The 19,155-nt window shown below is 41.2% G+C and carries 17 protein-coding genes; 7 read left to right on the top strand and 10 right to left on the bottom strand.

Features of this window, described 5'->3' with window-relative positions:
* The first annotated feature begins 197 nt into the window (after positions 1–197).
* Complete coding sequence (locus ABIN91_RS17560) at positions 198–2,384, top strand: glutamine synthetase III (protein WP_348052679.1); 2,187 nt, start codon at positions 198–200, stop codon at positions 2,382–2,384.
* Positions 2,385–2,469: 85 nt separating this feature from the next.
* Here the strand turns inward: ABIN91_RS17560 and ABIN91_RS17555 are convergent, their stop codons facing one another.
* Entirely contained in the window at positions 2,470–4,248 is a 1,779-nt protein-coding gene (locus ABIN91_RS17555; protein WP_348052678.1) for a chloride channel protein, read from the bottom strand.
* Between the two features lie 123 nt (positions 4,249–4,371).
* The gene (locus tag ABIN91_RS17550) at positions 4,372–4,770 is read right to left on the bottom strand and encodes a hypothetical protein (RefSeq protein WP_348052676.1); all 399 of its coding nucleotides are present in this window, start codon (positions 4,768–4,770) and stop codon (positions 4,372–4,374) included.
* A 63-nt stretch (positions 4,771–4,833) separates the two neighbouring features.
* Between ABIN91_RS17550 and ABIN91_RS17545 the strand changes: the two genes are divergently transcribed.
* The 3 genes from ABIN91_RS17545 (at position 4,834) to ABIN91_RS17535 (ending at position 6,783) form a co-directional block, all read left to right on the top strand.
* Positions 4,834–5,544: a hypothetical protein gene (locus tag ABIN91_RS17545; protein WP_348052674.1), complete on the top strand. Its 711-nt coding sequence runs from the start codon at positions 4,834–4,836 to the stop codon at positions 5,542–5,544.
* Between the two features lie 98 nt (positions 5,545–5,642).
* Complete coding sequence (locus ABIN91_RS17540) at positions 5,643–6,503, top strand: flagellar motor protein MotB (RefSeq protein ID WP_348052672.1); 861 nt, start codon at positions 5,643–5,645, stop codon at positions 6,501–6,503.
* Between the two features lie 109 nt (positions 6,504–6,612).
* A complete protein-coding gene (locus ABIN91_RS17535) occupies positions 6,613–6,783 on the top strand; it encodes a hypothetical protein (protein ID WP_348052670.1) in 171 nt (56 codons plus the stop codon).
* Between the two features lie 38 nt (positions 6,784–6,821).
* Here ABIN91_RS17535 and ABIN91_RS17530 read toward each other — a convergent pair whose 3' ends face one another.
* The 5 genes from ABIN91_RS17530 to ABIN91_RS17510 form a co-directional block, all read right to left on the bottom strand.
* Complete coding sequence (locus tag ABIN91_RS17530; RefSeq protein WP_348052669.1) at positions 6,822–7,682, bottom strand: YitT family protein; 861 nt, start codon at positions 7,680–7,682, stop codon at positions 6,822–6,824.
* Positions 7,683–7,809: 127 nt separating this feature from the next.
* On the bottom strand, positions 7,810–9,066 hold the full coding sequence (locus ABIN91_RS17525; RefSeq protein WP_348052667.1) for an aspartate kinase: 1,257 nt from the start codon (positions 9,064–9,066) through the stop codon (positions 7,810–7,812).
* The gene (locus ABIN91_RS17520; RefSeq protein ID WP_348052665.1) at positions 9,066–9,875 is read right to left on the bottom strand and encodes a DUF3298 domain-containing protein; all 810 of its coding nucleotides are present in this window, start codon (positions 9,873–9,875) and stop codon (positions 9,066–9,068) included. Before ABIN91_RS17520 ends, ABIN91_RS17525 begins: the two co-directional genes overlap by 1 nt.
* Positions 9,872–10,345, bottom strand: coding sequence for a GNAT family N-acetyltransferase (locus tag ABIN91_RS17515; protein WP_348052663.1), 474 nt, complete (start codon positions 10,343–10,345; stop codon positions 9,872–9,874). The genes ABIN91_RS17520 and ABIN91_RS17515 overlap by 4 nt, the downstream gene beginning before the upstream one ends.
* A 4-nt stretch (positions 10,346–10,349) precedes the next feature.
* Positions 10,350–11,039: a YggS family pyridoxal phosphate-dependent enzyme gene (locus tag ABIN91_RS17510; RefSeq protein ID WP_348052661.1), complete on the bottom strand. Its 690-nt coding sequence runs from the start codon at positions 11,037–11,039 to the stop codon at positions 10,350–10,352.
* A 40-nt stretch (positions 11,040–11,079) separates the two neighbouring features.
* On the opposite strand from ABIN91_RS17510, the gene ABIN91_RS17505 reads away from it, so the two are divergent.
* Both ABIN91_RS17505 and ABIN91_RS17500 read left to right on the top strand, forming a co-directional pair.
* Positions 11,080–11,598 carry a DUF4296 domain-containing protein gene (locus ABIN91_RS17505; RefSeq protein ID WP_348052659.1) on the top strand — a complete coding sequence of 173 codons (519 nt, stop codon included), beginning with the start codon at positions 11,080–11,082 and terminating at the stop codon, positions 11,596–11,598.
* Positions 11,582–13,939, top strand: coding sequence for an endonuclease MutS2 (locus ABIN91_RS17500; RefSeq protein ID WP_348052657.1), 2,358 nt, complete (start codon positions 11,582–11,584; stop codon positions 13,937–13,939). The genes ABIN91_RS17505 and ABIN91_RS17500 overlap by 17 nt, the downstream gene beginning before the upstream one ends.
* 64 nt (positions 13,940–14,003) lie before the next feature.
* Here ABIN91_RS17500 and ABIN91_RS17495 read toward each other — a convergent pair whose 3' ends face one another.
* Positions 14,004–14,402, bottom strand: a complete 399-nt coding sequence (locus tag ABIN91_RS17495) for a hypothetical protein (protein ID WP_348052656.1) — start codon at positions 14,400–14,402, stop codon at positions 14,004–14,006.
* Between the two features lie 522 nt (positions 14,403–14,924).
* Between ABIN91_RS17495 and ABIN91_RS17490 the strand changes: the two genes are divergently transcribed.
* On the top strand, positions 14,925–15,377 hold the full coding sequence (locus ABIN91_RS17490) for a PA2169 family four-helix-bundle protein (protein WP_348052654.1): 453 nt from the start codon (positions 14,925–14,927) through the stop codon (positions 15,375–15,377).
* Between the two features lie 45 nt (positions 15,378–15,422).
* Here the strand turns inward: ABIN91_RS17490 and ABIN91_RS17485 are convergent, their stop codons facing one another.
* Together ABIN91_RS17485 and ABIN91_RS17480 are read right to left on the bottom strand one after the other, a co-directional pair.
* A complete protein-coding gene (locus ABIN91_RS17485) occupies positions 15,423–17,894 on the bottom strand; it encodes a DUF5686 and carboxypeptidase regulatory-like domain-containing protein (RefSeq protein ID WP_348052652.1) in 2,472 nt (823 codons plus the stop codon).
* A 696-nt stretch (positions 17,895–18,590) separates the two neighbouring features.
* A partial coding sequence (locus ABIN91_RS17480) for a hypothetical protein (protein WP_348052650.1) occupies positions 18,591–19,155 on the bottom strand: 565 nt, incomplete at its 5' end.

Genomic DNA, 19,155 nt, shown 5'->3' with positions numbered 1-19,155 from the left:
ATTTGAATGATTTGATGAAATTATAAGTAATTTTTTAAAAAAACAATAGTAATCATGAAAAAAATTCAAATTTTTTTAAAAAAATATCAAAAAGTAGGCTTTTTTAATTGTATGGCTTTTTTTATTCAAAAAACACATAGATTATAAGGAGTTTTATATTTTTGATGAATTATCGCTATAAACCACGTTAAAAAATTATGTCAAACATCAGATTTCAGGCCTTACAAGCAGTGCTAACCCGCACAATTCCGGAAGTTAAGGTATCCGGAGCTAAAATTTCGGATTTTTTTGGTTCAAATGTTTTCGATAAAAAGAAAATGATGGACTACTTATCCAAAGATGCTTATCAAAGCATTGTAAGTGCTATTGAAATTGGTGAGCCCATTCCGCGTGATATGGCGGAGCAGGTTGCATCGGCCATGAAATCGTGGGCCATGAGCAAAGGTGCTACACATTATACACACTGGTTTCAGCCACTAACCGGTACCACTGCCGAAAAGCATGATGCCTTTTTTGAACCCGGACCAGATGGCACGGCAATTGAACGTTTCTCTGGCGATGCTTTGGCCCAGCAAGAGCCTGATGCATCAAGTTTCCCTAATGGGGGTATCCGTAATACCTTCGAAGCACGTGGTTATACCGCCTGGGATCCATCATCGCCGGCCTTTATTATAGAGAGCAACACGGGTAAAACTTTATGTATCCCAACAGTATTCGTATCCTACACCGGCGAAGCTTTAGATTATAAGGCGCCTTTATTAAAGGCACTAAGCGCGTTAGATAAAGCCGCTGTTGATGTTTGTAATTACTTTGATAAAAGCATTGAGAAAGTAAATGCCTCATTAGGTATTGAGCAGGAGTACTTTTTGGTTGATCTGGCCTTGTTTAACGCCCGCCCGGATCTGTTTTTAACTGGCCGTACCTTATTTGGTCATGAGTCTGCCAAGGGTCAGCAGCTGGAAGATCATTATTTTGGTTCGATACCTGAGCGCGTGTATGCCTTTATGCTGGATATGGAAACCGAAGCCTTGAAATTAGGTATCCCATTAAAAACCCGCCACAACGAGGTAGCGCCTTCGCAATTTGAGTGCGCACCAATATATGAAGAGATCAATTTGGCGATAGATCACAACCAGCTTTTAATGGATGTGATGGATAAAGTTGCCCGCCGCCATAACTTTAAGGTGCTGTTGCACGAGAAACCTTACGCCGGCATTAACGGATCGGGCAAGCACAACAACTGGAGCATGATAACAAATACAGGTAAAAACCTGTTATCGCCAGGTAAAACGCCTAAAAACAACTTGATGTTCCTTACGTTTTTTGTGAACACTATTAAAGCGGTGTATGAATATGCCGATTTATTGCGTGCTTCCATCGCATCTGTAAGTAACGATCACCGTTTGGGAGCCAACGAAGCGCCGCCGGCTATTATATCCATATTTTTAGGCAGCCAGTTGAATGATGTTTTGGATGAGATAGAAACATCGCGTATCAGTAAAAAAATTAAGGACGATGCATTGTTATGGCAAGGTATCCCTAAAATACCGCAGATATTGCGTGATAATACGGATCGTAACCGTACCTCGCCATTTGCCTTTACAGGGAATAAGTTTGAATTACGCGCCGTAGGTTCTTCAGCAAACTCATCAAGCCCGATGACTATCCTGAATCTGATCGTAGCTGATCAACTCAAGAAGTTCAAGATCGAGGTTGATAAACTGATCAAAAAAGGCGAGAAGAAAGATATCGCTTTGCTTACCGTGATCAAAAAATACATCAAAGAATCAAAAGCCATCCGTTTTGAAGGCAATGGTTACAGCGAAGAGTGGGAAAAAGAAGCCGCTACACGTGGCCTGTCCAACATCAAAACTACTCCAAAGGCGCTTGATGTATTGATCACCGAAAAGGTTGAAAAACTATTTGAAGATACGGGCGTATATAGCAAACGCGAATCGGAAGCGCGCCACGAGATACTGTTGGATAGTTTCTATAAAAAATTACAGATAGAAGCCCGCTTAATTGGAGAAATGGTGACTAATGTAATTATCCCGACTGCCATTACTTACCAAAGTAAACTGGTAGAAAACGTAAAGGGACTGAAAGAAATAGGTTTAGGTAAAGAGCACTACTCCGCCCAATTAGATATCATTGAGCAGATCTCGACACACGTTACTTTTATCAAAAATAATGTTGATCAAATGGTTCAGGAACGCAAAAACGCCAACATTATTGACGACCTGCGTGATAAATCCATCGCTTATGACGAAAAGGTAAAAAGCTTTTTCGAGCCTATCCGTTACCATGTAGATAAACTGGAACTATTGGTTGAGGATAGTTTATGGCCATTGCCTAAATTCAGGGAGTTGTTGTTTATTAAGTAAGATATAGTTATTGGGTTAATGGGTTACCAGGTTATTGGTAGCTCATTAACACCATATAATTCCTGGTCAAATCTGATTAGGTAAATTACTCTCTCAAAAATATATCCGCTTCCTTATGCTGCTTTACCATCGCTTCGCGGTAACGAACAAATAGGGTGGATTTTGATACAAAGCCAATAAACACACCGTCTTTCACTACGGGAAGGTGCCATATACCATAAGTGTCAAACAGGTTCATTACGTAACTTATAGATTTGTTATATTGAATAATTGCGGGCGGGATGATCATCACATCCACAATTTTTAACTGGCTGCCTGTTGCCGAAAACATATACTTGCGTACATCGTCCAATAAAACCACGCCTTCTATTTTGCCATCGGCATCCAACACCGGGAAAATATTTGCAGTAGTTGTGGCTAATAGTTTAAACAAATCGTTCAAACTGGCATCCTTATTAATAGCGGTAAATTCGGGGTTCACAACACTTGTGAGGCTTATCGCGGCAAGCATATTATGATCTGATCCGGGATAGATATTCTTTTCGGTGATGAGGTGGTGCCAGTACATGTTATGCGGATTAAAGGCCCGCGATATAATGTAAGATATAGCAGAAACCATCATGAGCGGGATAAATAAAGCATAACCACCGGTAATTTCGGCTATCAAAAATATGGCCGTGAGGGGGGCATGCATTACACCACTAACTGCACCTGCCATTCCTACAGCAATAAAATTACCTGTATTTAAATGCATTAACCCGGTTTGGTTTACCGCAAAGGCCACCAGCAAACCCAAAAATGCACCAATAAACATGGCCGGGGCAAATGTACCACCATTACCGCCCGTACTAAGGGTAATACCTGTAGCTATAATTTTAATAAAAACCAAACAGGCTATAAAAACCAGCATCGCTGTGGGGTGGGATAGTAGATCGGGAAACATGGATTGTTCTTTTAACGCATCTATATTGCCATTTAAAATCTCTTGCATGTAGTGGTAACCCTCACCAAGCAATGGCGGGAATACCAATATGATACCGCCTAATAATAAACCGCCAATTATAGCCCGCACATAGCGATTGTGACTTTTTAAAATACCCTGTTCTAAACTGCCACCAATTTTGGCAATATATACCGAAACCAAACCGCTTAATAAGCCTAACAAAAGATAGAATGGAAGAGCGTTCATTACCCAACCCTCGGTAACCAAATGGAACAACTGGCGTGAATATAAAGCCTTGGCTACAACAACTCCGGTGGCGCTGGCTATTAATAATGGGATAAATGTTGGGATGCTGATCTCGCCTATCAAAATCTCTATCGCGAAAAGCACTCCGGCTATGGGGCTATTAAACACTGCCGCTATACCCGCCGCCGAACCCGATGCCAACAAAACAGTTTTTTCGAACGGGCTCAATCTGAAAAATTGACCAATATTAGACCCAATAGCTGACCCTGTACAAACAATAGGCGCCTCTAAACCTGCCGAACCGCCAAACCCAATGGTAAGCGAGCTGGTAATTAAATGCGAATAAATGTTATTAAACGCGATGTTGCTTTTATTGGTTTTGATATTGGCCAGCACGGCACCTATTCCTTTCTCAATTTTATCGCGGTTAATGAGGTGCTGATAGGCAACAGTCAGTAAAATCCCAACGGCGGGAAGAAAAATATACAGGATATGGAACAAATGGCCGGAGATGTTGAGGCTCACATCTTCCATCAGGTGAACCAGATACTTTAAAAGTACTGCTGCTAAACCGGCAATTAATCCCACTACCGCGCTGGCATAAAGCAAAAAATGCTTTTGCCCGTTACGGGTAAGTCGCCAGTTATTTATTGCCGTAAAAACCGTTTTTAGCATAGTATGATGGAAATAATGTAGAAGTGGCGCAATTTAAGGATTATTGTGCTTGCATCAATATATTAACCTTTAATTGTGCCTATTATTAACCAGAATAAATCAATTACAAATCTGCAGGTATTCTTAAATTCTGCGGAATTTTAGGGGTAGGCTAAATTTACCGGATAGATAGTAGCCTTTGATGTAGCGTGGCAAATGGTTGTATGCTTCTTGTATATTTTTCAGGATAAAATAGCCGGGATCACGTTCTTTTTCTGGTCGGAAAACATAGTCTTCATTAGGTACACCGCTTTCCGGGATAAACAAGATCGGCTTATTTTTACCGTGAGTATACCAGCTTATGACGCTTGCACCGGCATAGCCGTTGGCGAGCGAGAGTTTAACTTTTTTTCCTTTTAAAGTTGATGTATATAACTCCGTTTCGTATGCTTTTTGGGCGATAGCTCCAAGCGGTAAACAAGCTAATAGTAAAACGGTGAGTGCCTTAAGTATAAAGGTGGATTTTTGAAGCCTGACAAACATAATTAACATAACACTAAACAATATTTAAAGTTCTGCCTTTTAGTAAGATATAATAACTAAAAGATGAACCAGGGAATTATAAGCAACAAACTGTATTTTGTTATACTGATTTTGTTGTGTATTGGCTATTACTTATTGGCTCACTATGTTTTCCCGAACGCGAAATTTGTTATTGCGGGAGCTGCCGTACTTGTTATTTATATTATTTGTAAGGATGCGTTTTGTGGAACGGGTTGGTTTGAAAGTAAAACAACCCTAATAAAACAACCCAGAGTTGAAAAAACAGGCGTGCCCATTAACGACAGTGAAAAGCAGGGGTATATGCAATTAATGCGCGAAGTGGTTGCTCCAGCATCACAACCTGTATTGGAGCCGTTTATTCAGAACCTGAAAACTATTGATGATACCAATGAAGAAAATACCCCCCTATACAGCCTGGCCGAATTTAGTGATCAGCACCAAATACCTTTTATTATGGGGTTGGACTATCGGTCGGCTATAGAGGATCTGGAATGGCGGGTAACAACCGCGCTAAAACATAACTACGATAGCGTTATCCCTTTACCGCCTGTTTCGCAATGGCCGGCAAAAACATCGGTATCTTTTGATGGTGTTTTCAAAGCGTATATTGATGCCTTAAAACCGCATGGTTTCCAAATGGGGTTTATAGATACACAATCGGACGAATACATTATTGTTGTATTTAAAATTGCACAACAGCCCAATGTTGCATCGGCGATCGGAATGATTGGTTACAATTATATTGAAATGTGATTAGTAAGATTGTACAGGCCAATAAATACAAACTAAAACTTTAAAGCATTTGTGTTGTTGTGTCTAAAATATTTGATAAACAAATAATTAGAGCTAATATGAAATACTTAAAGTTGGCACCTATGGTGCTGTTAATAGCCGTTTTAACACAGAGCTGTGTAAGCAAAAAAGAATATGTGGCCTTGCAGGCTGATAATGCCAAATTGCAAGAAACCAATAAAGATCTATCATCAAGATATGCAACTACCTATCAGGATCTGGGTATATCGAAAGGTAGGGTAACGAGTTTGGAAGAGCAGATCGCTGCACAAAAAGCAGGTTTGTTATCGTTACAGAATGCGTTGGATAAATGTTTAACGTCTGGCGGGCAGGGCAATGCCAACATCTCTAAATTGGTTGACGAGATCAATTCATCTAACAAATACATTCAGCAACTGGTTAACTCTAAAAATAAGAGCGACTCGTTGAATTTGGTGCTGACCAATAACTTAACCCGATCATTGAGTCAGGCTGAAAGTAAGGATGTTGATGTGCAGGTTTTAAAGGGTGTGGTTTATATTTCTTTATCGGATAATATGCTTTACAAATCTGGTAGCTATGAAATTTCTGACAAAGCCGGTGCATCGTTAGCTAAGATAGCCAAGATTATTACCGACTATAAAGATTATGATGTATTGATAGAAGGTAATACTGATAACGCGCCAATTAAGCAAACCAATATCCGCAATAACTGGGATTTGAGTACTTTAAGGGCCTCATCTGTTGTGCAGGCTTTGCAGAATACTTACCAGGTTGATCCGAAACGTTTAACCGCAGGTGGCCGTGGCGAATATAACCCGATAGCTGATAATACTACCGACGCGGGTAAATCTAAAAACAGAAGGACACAAATTATCATTACTCCAAAATTAGATCAGTTTATGGATTTGATAGGTAAGCCACCGGCACCTGTTAAATAATTAAGATGTTGTTTATGTGAGTGTAAAGCGCCTTTCGGGAAACTGAAAGGCGCTTTTGTTATCGGTATGGTTATTGTTGGTATAGATTATAAACTTAATATAACCTGTTATGAAAAACCAGAATAGCAATAACGGACAAGGAAGGTCGACATCTGACCGTGCGTTTACAGATCAGAATGAACGGTTAAAGGAAAATGGGATAAGCAATGCTGGCGGACAACGATCTGACCAAACATCGAGCAAGGATAGCGCCCATAAGCCGGAAAAGAAAAAAGGATAAGCATAGAGCGCCTTTCGGGAAACGAAAGGCGCTTTGTTTTAGTGGATACCTTTTCGTTTTAACAAGCCTCCTGTAGTATCGTCAATACTTTGCTGAACAATGAAGGCGCGGGGATCAATGGCTAAAATTGTGCTTTTTAAGGAGGGGATCTCTAATCGTGTGGCAACGGTAAAAATAATATCGCGTGGATCGTTGATCTGGCCGTCTTTTCCATAGCCGCTTTTGCCTTCATAAATGGTTACGCCACGGCCCAGGGTTTCGGTAATCGCCATCCGGATCTCTTCGCTTTTAATGGATACTACCGTTACACCGGTGTATTGCTCAATACCGTTCAATATAAAATCGATCATTTTTGAGGCGGCAAGGTAGGTGAGTATAGAGTATAAGGCCGATTCGATACCTAAAAAGTATGCTGCTACCGAAAAAATAGCCACATTAAGAATTAAGATAAAATCGCTTACCTTAACTACCTGCATTTTTTTGCTCACCAATACGGCGGCTATCTCGGTGCCATCCAGCACGGCGCCGCCGCGCATAGCAAAACCGATCCCTACACCGATAAAAAATCCCCCGAAAACGGCGGTAAGTAATTTATCGTGCGTTACATCCGGAAAGTGCATAAAGGCTATACACAAGGATAAACCTGCAATGGCGAGCGTACTTTTGATGGCGAAACGTAAGCCTAGTTTACTGTATCCTAACCAAAGGAAAGGTACATTAATGATGAAGATCAAAATGGAAATGGGTAACGAGGTGATATCGGATATGAGCATGGATATACCCGTAACTCCACCATCAATAAAATGACTGGAAAGCAAGAAGCCTTTGAGGCCCATTCCGGCGGATAGGATGCCTAATAGTATGAGGATGGTATCGCGGATGGTGGCCTGGGCTTTCATGCTCAAATATAATGGAAATGTATTTTACCTCCCGATTATTACGCAAGGAAAAGATTTTGCATGATGGTGAGAATGACGCAGAAGATTTCTCTCTCGTACCTCGTTCGAAATGACATCTTTTTTAATGCTATTTTACTACTACCTGCACGGTATTCCTACTAATTTGCTCTAGTAAAACGGTTTTACCTGCTGTTAGTTCTTTTACCAATTCGGGTTTGTAATGCCTTACGGTGATGAGTTGGAGCTTGTTGTTGTATTTGATGCTGAAGTTTTGTTTTAAGCCCGCGGTTAGTTTTTCAAAGCGTTCGGTATCATCGTCAAAGCAAACGGTGAAGCTTAGTGCCGATGTTTGCATGATGTTGACCTTGATATGTGTTTTGGCAAAGAGCCCGAAGATATCGCTCAGGTGATCTTCGGATATAAAGGAGTAATCTTTGGTTGAGATGGATAATAATACCTGGTTTTGTTTAACGATAATTACCGGGGTGTTGAAGGTAATATAATTGGTTTCGGTGATGATGGTTCCGGGTTCATCGGCGTGGAGGAATGGTTTTACCAGGAGTGGTATTTTAGCATTCTGTAGCGGTTTGATGGTTTTAGGGTGGATAACGCTGGCGCCGTAATACGTCATTTCGATGGCTTCGGCGTAGGATAGTTCGTCGTATTTTACGGTGTCTTTAAATAGTTTTGGGTCGGCGTTGAGTACACCGGGAACGTCTTTCCAGATGGTTACGGATTCTGCTTTGAGGCAAGATGCGAAGATGGACGCGGTATAGTCTGAACCTTCGCGACCTAAAGTGGTGGTGAAGTTTTCGGATGTCCCGCCAAGGAAACCGGGGGTAACTACGCAACCCTTTTGCAATAACGCAGGTACATCGTGTTGGATGCTTTGGGTGGTTTTTGGCCAGTCTACCTTGCCCTCGCGATAAGTGTTATCGGTGTGGATGTAACCGCGCACATCGAGCCAGTGGCTTTTTATGCCTACTTTGTTTAAATATGCGTTTACGATGCGGGTTGAAACCATTTCGCCGATGGATACGATCTGATCATAGATGAAATCAAACTCGTCTTGCGGTTCGTCTTCTATGGTCCATTCAATTTCCACGAAAGTGTTGGCTACTTCGTCGAATACGGCATCACCGGGTTCAAAAAGCTGGTGCAGGATATCGTAGTGGTATTGTTTGATCTCGTCGAAAATGGTGTGCACCTCATCACTTTGCTCTACGTAGGCGCGGGTTAATTTTTCGAGCGCGTTGGTAGTTTTGCCCATGGCCGATACCACGATGAGTAATTGCTTATCCTGATTCTTCTGGACGATTTGCGCTAAGTTGATGATACCGGGAGCATCTTTTACGGATGCACCGCCAAATTTGAATACCTGCATTAGTGTTTAATATATTGCGCTACAACCGTGTTGGGTTTTAGCAAATGTTGGATTTGGGTGTATGGAATAAATAGATCGGTTATTCCGGCGGCGTAGGGTTTGATCTCGTACTGGTTGTAGAGGAAACGGATGCCTACCGGGGTGATCAGGAAGTTATTATTAAGGGCGAATTTGTTATCCTTGAAAAAGTAATCGCGGGCGAGGGAAGAGGTGTCTTTTAAGTTCTCTTGTTTGCGGAAGATCTTTTCGGCTATGGTATTGAAGTCTTTTTCGTAGCCTTTGCGGAATATATCTTCGAGGGTAATTGGTTTTTCTGTTTTGGTGTTCCAGTTGAGGAATCTTGTTGAGGCTATTGGGTGTTGGTTTCCCGAGAAACTTGAACCCGTAACTTCGATTGTAATTAAAGACGAATCCTGACGGGTTACTGTAGCCGATAACATTAAATTAAATGGATGTTCGGGTTTCTTTTTCATAACCCGTTTATACTCGTCGTATTCGGCAATGAAGTTTTTAGCCGCTGTTTTCAAGTTGTTATCATCACCGCTATCAAATAGTGTAAGCATAGCACGAGTTACAGTATCATTTAAAGCAGACTGTGATGCAAATTCGGGATAATTAATATCCACATAACTGCAACCAGTGTTATCAGCTTTGGTACCGCAATCATCGGCGCGTTGTTTAATTTGCTGATAGGTATAGGTTAAAGTATCCCTCGTGATATCCGGCTTAACTTTTGTGGGTTTGCCGAAATTACAGGCCGTAAATAAGATGGCCGTTAGCGGGATGAGGTATAACCTGTTTTTGATCATGAGTTGAATGCTGATACCTGGGCTTGTGATAGGGACGCGTTGAGCCAGCCGGCTTCTAAACCAGCTTCGTACTTGTTATAAAAGTTGATAGCCGGTTCGTTCCAATCCAGCACCTGCCATACCATGCCGCTAAAGCCTTGTTGTTTAGTTTCGTTAACCACGGCATCAAATAAAAGTTTGCCTATGCCTTTGCCGCGCATATCTTCGGTAACTAATAAGTCTTCCAAATAAATACGACGGCCTTTCCATGTGGAGTAACGGGTGTAGAAGAGTGCGAAGCCTACTATTACTTTATCTACTTCGGCAACGAATGATTTCCAAACGGGTTTTTGCCCGAAGCCGGCTTCCTTAAATTCGGATAAGGATACGGTTACTTCGTCGGGAGCTTTTTCGTAAACGGCTAACTCGTTTATCAGCTCCAGCAAACGGCCGCAATCTCCAATTTTGGCAACTCTTAAATTTACTTCCATTGGTTTAGTTGTTTTTGAAGTGTTTGATAACGCGTTGGCCAAAGATGGTACTGCCTACCCGGATCATGGTGCTGCCCTGCTCCAATGCTATTTTGTAATCAGACGACATGCCCATCGATACTTCTTTAAAGAAATCATCTTTGCGGAAAAAGCTTACTTTGATACCATCGAATAATACCTTTAATTCTTGAAACTCGTCGTTGATCTGCTTTTCGCTTTCGGTGTTGGTGGCTATGCCCATTAAGCCGGTTATACGTATGTTTTTGAGTTCGGTATATTCGGGTGAACGGAGCAGTTCGATCAGTTCATCATAGCTTAAGCCGAATTTGGTTTCCTCGTCGGCAATATAGACTTGTAATAAGCAATCAATAACGCGGTTATTTTTTAACGCCTGTTTGTTAATTTCCTGCAAAAGTTTGAGGCTATCGACAGATTCGATCAAACTAATGAAAGGCGCTATGTACTTTACCTTGTTGGTTTGCAGGTGGCCGATGAGGTGCCATTGGATGTCTTTTGGCAGCGCTTCGTACTTCTCAACCAATTCCTGAACCTGGTTTTCGCCAAATATACGCTGACCTGCATCATAGGCTTCCTGCACAGCTTCGGCAGGTTTAGTTTTTGATACGGCAACCAGTTTGGCTTTGGTTGGCTTTAATTCTTTATTTAACTCTTTTATATTATCTGCAATACTCATTAATCCGTAATTTTACCCAATAATGTTGCTAAATTACAGAATGCGTTTTTATTTGATCTTGTTTTTTTGCGTTAGCGTGTTTTTTATCTCGTGCAAGGATAAAAAAATACCTGATGATGTGGTGCCGATACACGAAATGGCTGCCCTGCTTACCGATATTCATATAGTTGACGGTAGTTTGTACGAGGTGCCACAGCAAATGGATACCCTTACCAAACATGGTTTGGGTATGTATATGGCCGTTTTTAAAATGCACCATATTGATACGGCCACCTTTAAGCGAAGTATTACCTTTTACTCCAGTCAGCCAATTTTGCTGGACCAGATGTATGTTGGGATTGAGCAAAGGATACAGAGAAAAATAGATTCGTTACAGAAACATAAACCGAAAGAAGACCCCAAGGCTTTGTTGAAATTAAAATTGCAGCATAAAGCCGATTCGCTGAAGGCAGTTAAAGACCGATTGAGATTGGATTCGATACAGAAAACCACTTTAAAGAAGAGCCGCAAATTGCCCAAAGCATTAAAATTTAAGAGAGTAAATGCTTTACCCCAATAATAGTGTAGATAAACTCGGTTTTACCGAGGTGAAGGAATTGATAAAGGCGCATTGCCTGAGTGAAATGGGCCAGCAGATGGTGGATAAGATACAGGTAATGCATAATTACGATCTGATCCGCAAGTTTTTGAGTCAGGCGAGTGAGTTTAAGAATATACTGGAGAACGATGCTCCGTTGCCTATCCACCATTTTTTTGATATTAAGAGTTTGGCCAATAAGGCACGCATTGAAGGTGTGTTTTTGAGCGAGGAAGAGTTTTTCCAGGTGCAGGCATCGCTGACCACGGTTTTCGCGGTGATCAGTTACTTTAATGAGCGGGAGGGACAATATCCGGATCTGGAAGCTTTGTTTGAGCATTTGCCTATCGAGAAGATCATACTGAAACATATTGACCGGGTGATTGACCAGAAGGGTAAGATACGCCCCAATGCATCGCGCGAGCTGATGGATATTACGGCCGGTATCGCGAAAGCTGAACAGGAAGCGCGCCGAAAAATTGACATGATTTTTAAGGCGGCTACCGGCAATGGCTGGACGGCGGACGGGAGTTTGACTATTCGTGATGGCAGACTTTGTATCCCTGTATTGGCTGAGAATAAACGGAAGCTAAAAGGTTTTATTCATGATGAATCGGCATCGGGGCAAACCGTATATATGGAGCCGGAAGAGGTGTTTACACTAAACAACAAGATACGCGATCTTGAATTTGAGCGCAGGCGCGAGGTGGTGAAGATATTAACGGCTTTGACGGATGAATTGAGACCGTATGCGCCGCTGTTATTATCGTACCATGGCTTGCTCACCAAGCTTGATTTTGTACGTGCCAAGGCTTTATTTGCCATTGATGTGGATGGCGCCATGCCTGTGATGAGCAACGATGCCCGGATGAAACTGATTAATGCCCGGCACCCTTTATTGCTATTGAGCTTTAAAAAAGAAGGCAAAAGTGTTGTGCCTTTGAATGTGCAGATTGACGACAGCAACCGGGTTATTGTGGTTAGCGGGCCCAACGCGGGTGGCAAATCGGTTTGTATGAAGACGGTTGGTTTGCTACAGATGATGATACAGGCGGGTTTGCTGATACCGGCTTCGGAGTTTAGCGAAGTGGGGGTGTTTAAGCAGATGTTTGTGGATATTGGCGATGATCAATCGATAGAGAGTGACCTGAGTACTTATAGCGCGCACCTGAGCAAGATGAAATATTTTGTGGAGAACGCCAACGGTAAAACGCTGATACTGATAGATGAGTTTGGTACAGGCACCGATCCGCAATTTGGCGGGCCGATAGCTGAGGCGGTTTTAGAATCGCTGAACCATAAAAAGGTGAGGGGTATGGTTACTACCCACTATAGCAATTTAAAGGTTTTCGCCAGCAATACCGAAGGTTTGGAGAACGCGAGTATGCTGTTTGATAATGTGGAGATGCGGCCTTTATACATGCTTGAGGTAGGTAAACCGGGAAGCTCGTACGCGTTTGAGATTGCGCAGAAAATTGGCTTGCCGCAGAATGTGCTGAATCAGGCACGCAATAAAATTGGTGTTAATCAAAAAAAGGTTGATACTTTATTGGTTGACCTTGAACGTGATAAAAAGGAATTTATTGATGCTAAAAATGCTTTAGAGAAACAGCAACGCCGGGTTAACGATTTGCAGGAGGAAAATGAAAAGCTGAAAGCTTATTACGACGAGCATAAGCGTACGCTGATAAGCGAAGCTAAACAGGAGGCCAAGAGCATTATTTTAAATGCCAATAAGCTGGTTGAGAATACGATAAGCGAGATAAAAAGCAGTCAGGCTGATAAGGATAAAACCCGCGACCTTCGCGAAAAGCTGAATGTGGAACTGGCTAAAAACACGGTGAAGCCGCAAACGCCCAAAGTTGTTGCTGATGATGAAATTAAGATTGGCGATTGGGTGAAGCTGAATGATAGCGAAACTACCGGGCAGGTGATGGAAATAGCGCGCGATAACCTGATCATAGCGATTGGTGATTTGCGTACTGTGGCTAAGAAAACCCGGGTAACCAAGGTAAGTAAGAAGACCGTTCCTAAAGAGGTGCGCCGTGGTGGTTATTCGAGCACGAGCGATATGGCTAATTTTAGTCCGGAGATTGATGTGCGGGGGAAACGTGGTGAGGAAGCTCTTTACGAGATTGAGAAGTATTTGGATAAGGCTATTATGATGGGCTTTGGTACGCTGAAGATCATCCACGGTAAGGGTGATGGTATTTTACGTAAGCTGATACGGGAATATATGCGGAAATATAAGGAGGTGGATAGGATGGAGGACGAGCATGCGGATAGAGGTGGCGATGGGATCACTTATGTTTATTTGAAGTAGAAGGTTTGATTTGGGATTTCGGATGTTAGATTTCGGAATTGTTAGGGTTTGAAAAATGGATTTACTAACTCTTGAGTTTTTGAAATCTTTTTATTTCCTCGTGCCATTCTCTATCTAATTTGCTCAATTGGTCTTTTGATAATTCAGGAATAATGAAATTGTAATTCTTTACGTGCGAAATGAAGTCAACGTTCATTTCAAGGTTTTTAAATTTGTTTAAGTAGTAAATATAGTAACGAGGCCAAATATAAGTGCCATCTGTGAAATAATCATTGTTTCCAATTGGTGTTCCATCATCATCCCTAAGAAAGCTCATCCATCCGGTTAAAAAATTACCTGCCAACAAATATTTAATTACAGAGGATCTTAATTCCTGATCTACATTTTTCTCTACAAACATCTCGGATAGCTCTTTGGAATCAAAATATTTGTCGAATTTTTTGATATGTCCTATATATTTCATAATATTCGAAAGGCTAATTTTTGATAAAGTTAAGTATTTTGCGTATATTGTATAGCATGCAGATGTGCGTAATGTTTGCTCAAATAGTTATTTGAAAACACCGATAAACACCGATAAATACCGACAAATTGTTATTGCGGTTATTACCTGGCGGGTATGGCTTTGCGCTCCGTCCTTCGACTGACGCTCAGGATGACAGCTTTCGCACCTTGTTAAAACACCGACAAATACCGACAAATTGTTATTGCGGTTATTGCATGCGGATATGGCCCTTGCGCTCCGTCCTTCGACTGGCGCTCAGGATGACAGCCTTCGCACATTGTTAAAATACCGACAAATACCGACAAATTGTTATTGTGGTTATTGCATGTGGATATGGCCTTTGCGCTCCGTCCTTCGACTGACGCTCAGGATGACAGCCTCCGCACCTTGTTCAATCTTAATCAATACTTAAATTTAAAATTTAACTTAAACATTATAAAAGTTTCGTGGTTGTAAATAGTAGACAAAACAAACATCACTATGGAAACCAAAGAAATGACAGTTGATACTTTGAACGATCTGGTTCTTATCAATAACGACAGGATAGAAGGTTACGACCGCGCATTGAAAGAATTGACTGAAGATAACGCTGATCTTCGGCCGCTATTTACAAAATACATTGAGCAAAGCCATCAGTGTAAAATGGAGCTGGGTACCGAAGTACAAGCTTTAGGCGAAGAAATGGAAGCTGGAACTACCAACAGCGGTAAATTATACCGTGCCTGGATGGACGTTAAAGCAGTATTTACAGGCCACGACCGTAAAGCCGTTTTAGAAAATTGCGAAGCTGGCGAAGACGCGGCTCAAAAAGCTTACAAAGGTGCTTTGAACGAAGAAGGTTTACCTACATTTTTAAGGGAGGTCATCACCCGCCAAAAAGACATGTTAAGAACCGCGCATGACGAAGTAAAATCGTTACGCGATATGGCTTAATAAGCTTTTGATACAGAAGCGCAGGTTTGCCGCGCTTCTGTATTATTATCTTCTGCGTGGTAAAAGGTTGATGCCAAACCTGAGGGCCGAACCTTTATGCGAACCATCAATAAATGATGTGCCGTACATCAGTCTGAAACCGAGGTATTCTAATCCGAAACCTAATTCGGTATAGTTACGCAACGATGGTGTTGCCAGGTAGTTTACATCAAATATCTCTTGCAGTTTAAGTTTTCGTATCAATGGTAATTTGTTGGTGATGAAACCAGAGAAATTATGCTCCAGATGACCTTCCAGATACTCGCTATTGGTGCTGTATCTGTAATAATCGAGCACTAAAAATTTGGTTATACCAGGTTCGTAAACAGTAAGTTGGTTACCTGCGAAGTGTTTATAATCGGTAAAGTAAAGGCTATTAGCATTCAAAAATTTGCCTGCGGCAACATAAAAAGAGGTTTTGCCATAAAAGCCCAGGCTGATGTCGGATTTGGTGATATCGGCAGAAAGCAAATCGTAATCAACATCCGAACCAAAAGCGCCTTTAATGCCTTTTGTATAACTTAAGCCGATGCGTGGGTATTTTGATGGATAATAATACCTGCCGCTTGGTAGGGTTTGGTAACGGTTGCTAAAATCGTAAGTGGTACGGAAGCCAATTTTGAATGATTGCGTTTCGGGGAACAATGGGTTTTTGTTATCCGGCTGAAACGGATTATTAGATGTGTACTGGCGCGTGTCGTTATAAAAGAAGGAATAGTTTGATGTGTTATCGAGCCATTTCCTATCGGCAACTTCGGTTGAAATGGTTGCCAGCCAACCCCCGGTTATGCGGTGCGAGAGCGATAGGTTGGCAAAGGTTTTGTCGTAAAACTTCTCATAATTTTGACGGCCAAACAGGCTGTATTTGGTATTGAGGCCCTGGCCGAAGGGTATGGTATTATTCATATCCAATATATCCGAACCTATATTGAAGCCTAAATTAAAATCGTTTAAAGGCAAATTGCCATAAACGCTGCCATGTATTTGCTGGTTCGAAAATCCGTATCGCAACTTAGCGCCCAAACGCAGGTATTTATTGGTTAAGCTATCAATTTGTTTAGTGTACGATGCGCCGTAATCAAAGGCAAAACCTTCAACGGTGTTAAACAGCAGTGAGTTGGCGAAAGAGTTTAGATTGAAGTATTCCTTTTTATAGCGGTTGCGGTGATTATAGCCACTGCCTAAAATAAGGCTGCTTAAACGAAATTTGTTATTGATATGATCGAGCGAGTCGAGATAGGGTTTTGATTCGCGTTTTTTTGCCAATACTTCTTTTTTGCTGTAATCAACTGTTTCTTCGGTAGTGAGCGGCAGGGGGCGTTCTTTGTTCCAGTAGGCCGAATCTTTTTTGTTAACCTCTTTGGTGATCTTGAGCACCTCGTTAAACTCTTTAGGGGTAATCACCGGGTGCAGGTCGTAATCTTTATAGATCGAGATAAAGTATCCGCCAAAGCGGAAGCCAAATATGCCACCGGTAAAGTCAAAGCGAATGGTTGATGGCATCCAAACGTTTTTGCTGACCGGGTAAAACTGCTGGTTAATTTTAAGGGTATCAACAAAATTAAGATTTGATTTTTTGGTCATGTAAAGGTCGAGTCCGTAAATGCGCCAGCTATCCTCAAGGATGTAGATTGTTCCGGAGAAGGCCGGGTCATATTCGCGGCGCGGAATAACCTGTATTTTGTTAATGGTTTCGCCGTTTTCAATTGTGGTGCCTAAAAGCTTATATCTATAGTATAGCATGGCATTATCGGCAATAGGCGATACGAATGGACGATTGCTGATGCCTTCCCAATCTTCGTAGTTGTTGTAAAAGTTTACCCGGATGTCAGATGCGCGGTTAAAGCTAAAGGCATTATTACGCCCTGATACTTTTGACGAGATCATCTCTTCGTGAACTTTATCGGGCTGTTGGAAAGTGAATTTGGATTGCGATTCGGATAAGTAAATGATGCCCCGGCGGTTTGAATCCAGCCCGTTTTCTCGGGCCATTTTATCAATATCGGCACCCAGAAACTTTTTAGGAGCCGATAACAGGCGCTGCAAACCTTTAATATAAACCTCGCAACTATAAGCGTTAACCTGGTTAAGATAGGTTTTGCGTTTTTTGATAGCCTTGCGAATGATGGCATATGCCGCATCTTCGCCATTACCGTTGATGGTTACGGCTTTTAGTTGGTATGATTCGGTGGGGAGCGATATATTAAGCGTTTGATTTATTGTGAGTTCAATTTTTCGGTTCTCTTGCCTAAAACCTACCGCGCGGAACACAACCTCGTATGTGCCTGTATTTAATTGGAGCTGATACTTGCCCTCACTGTTTGCGGATGTACCCCTGGTTGTATTTTTTATATAGATAGTAGCGAAGGGAACCGGTTTGCCTGATCGGTCGGTAATGGAGCCGCTTAAGGTTGCCAGCTGAGCGTAAACAGTAGCACTAATAAAGAAAACTGTAATAAAAGGTAAAAAAAATTTCATTTTTAACCGGTTTTTGATTGAAGTTGAAAGATACCTAAATAAAAAATTTAATAAATGTTAAATGATGTTAATTGCGAAAAAGGCAAAATTTATACAAAAACGATAGACTTTATTCAGAAAATCAGCTGTTTTTTAGACATTGATTTTTTGGAAATTAAGCTATTGATTTATAGTTATTTATAGGGCGATTAGGTGAGATTTCTGCTGTGCTATATTTTATTGTTGTAACATATAAAATTGTAAATCAATTTCTCAAAGTGTTAAATATTTGTTAATTTTGTTGTCAATATCACAGTGAATGTGGTCAGTAATTGAAAAGTTTAATAGTTTGTGACAAATAAATTACAAATTAAAATTTGGAGATTAAATTAATAGTGTTAATTTTACACCATCAAATCAGCAGAGATGTTGATTATTTAAAAAGTCTTCTCATAATTTAGGTTTATAATTGGTTAGTAAAGGCCTCCTGCCCATCAGGAGGCTTTACTGTTTTATAACAATTTGTAAAACTAAATTTGCCCAGTTTTATTACCAGGTGACTGATTATGCAGGTGGCTCAATTACTTTGTTGTATGGCTCAATTGCTCATCCTTAAATAAATGCATTATAGGGTAAAACCTATCTGATTGATTTTAATAAATGATTTAAAGGAGGAATGGCACCTCCGGAAAACAAGCAAATCATTAGGCGGGCCATCTAAAAAATCCCTAAAAACTTCTTCCTTTTGTGTTTCTTCTTTACCGGATGATTCATTTTGTATTTTGCAGCCAGGGCAAGGCTATCTTTTACGGTGCTTTTTAAAATTGGCTTTTTCATTACGCTACTGGTATCGGTAACTATTTTTTTGGGTAGTGGCTTGATCAAAACCAAGGGAACATACTTAGCACTTGTATCTGTTACAGGTATGGGTGCATTTCTTTTTGCAAAAATGGCCATGCCACCTAAGGCAAATATCAATATCAAAAGTACTGATGATGCTATAAGTAATGGCCTTGGTATATAAATTCCGCTTCGGGGCACACTATCCTCTAAACTGCGGGCATTTAATAGCTGCTCTTTTAAATTGGCATTTTCTTGTTTTAGCAACAATACATCAACTGCTGCACTATCTGCCTGGGCAGCGGGCACCTCAATGTACTCTATTGCCTTTTGCAGTTCCATACCGTTCTTATACCTTGCTTCGGGGTGTTTTTCAAGGCAGCGGCTCACAATTTGCAATAACCAATCGGGTACCCGCATTTCATGCTGCCGCTGCTCCTCG

Origin of the sequence: Mucilaginibacter sp. (assembly GCF_039921305.1) — a bacterium.
GTDB lineage: Bacteria > Bacteroidota > Bacteroidia > Sphingobacteriales > Sphingobacteriaceae > Mucilaginibacter.
This window is presented reverse-complemented; position numbering and strand designations above follow the sequence as displayed.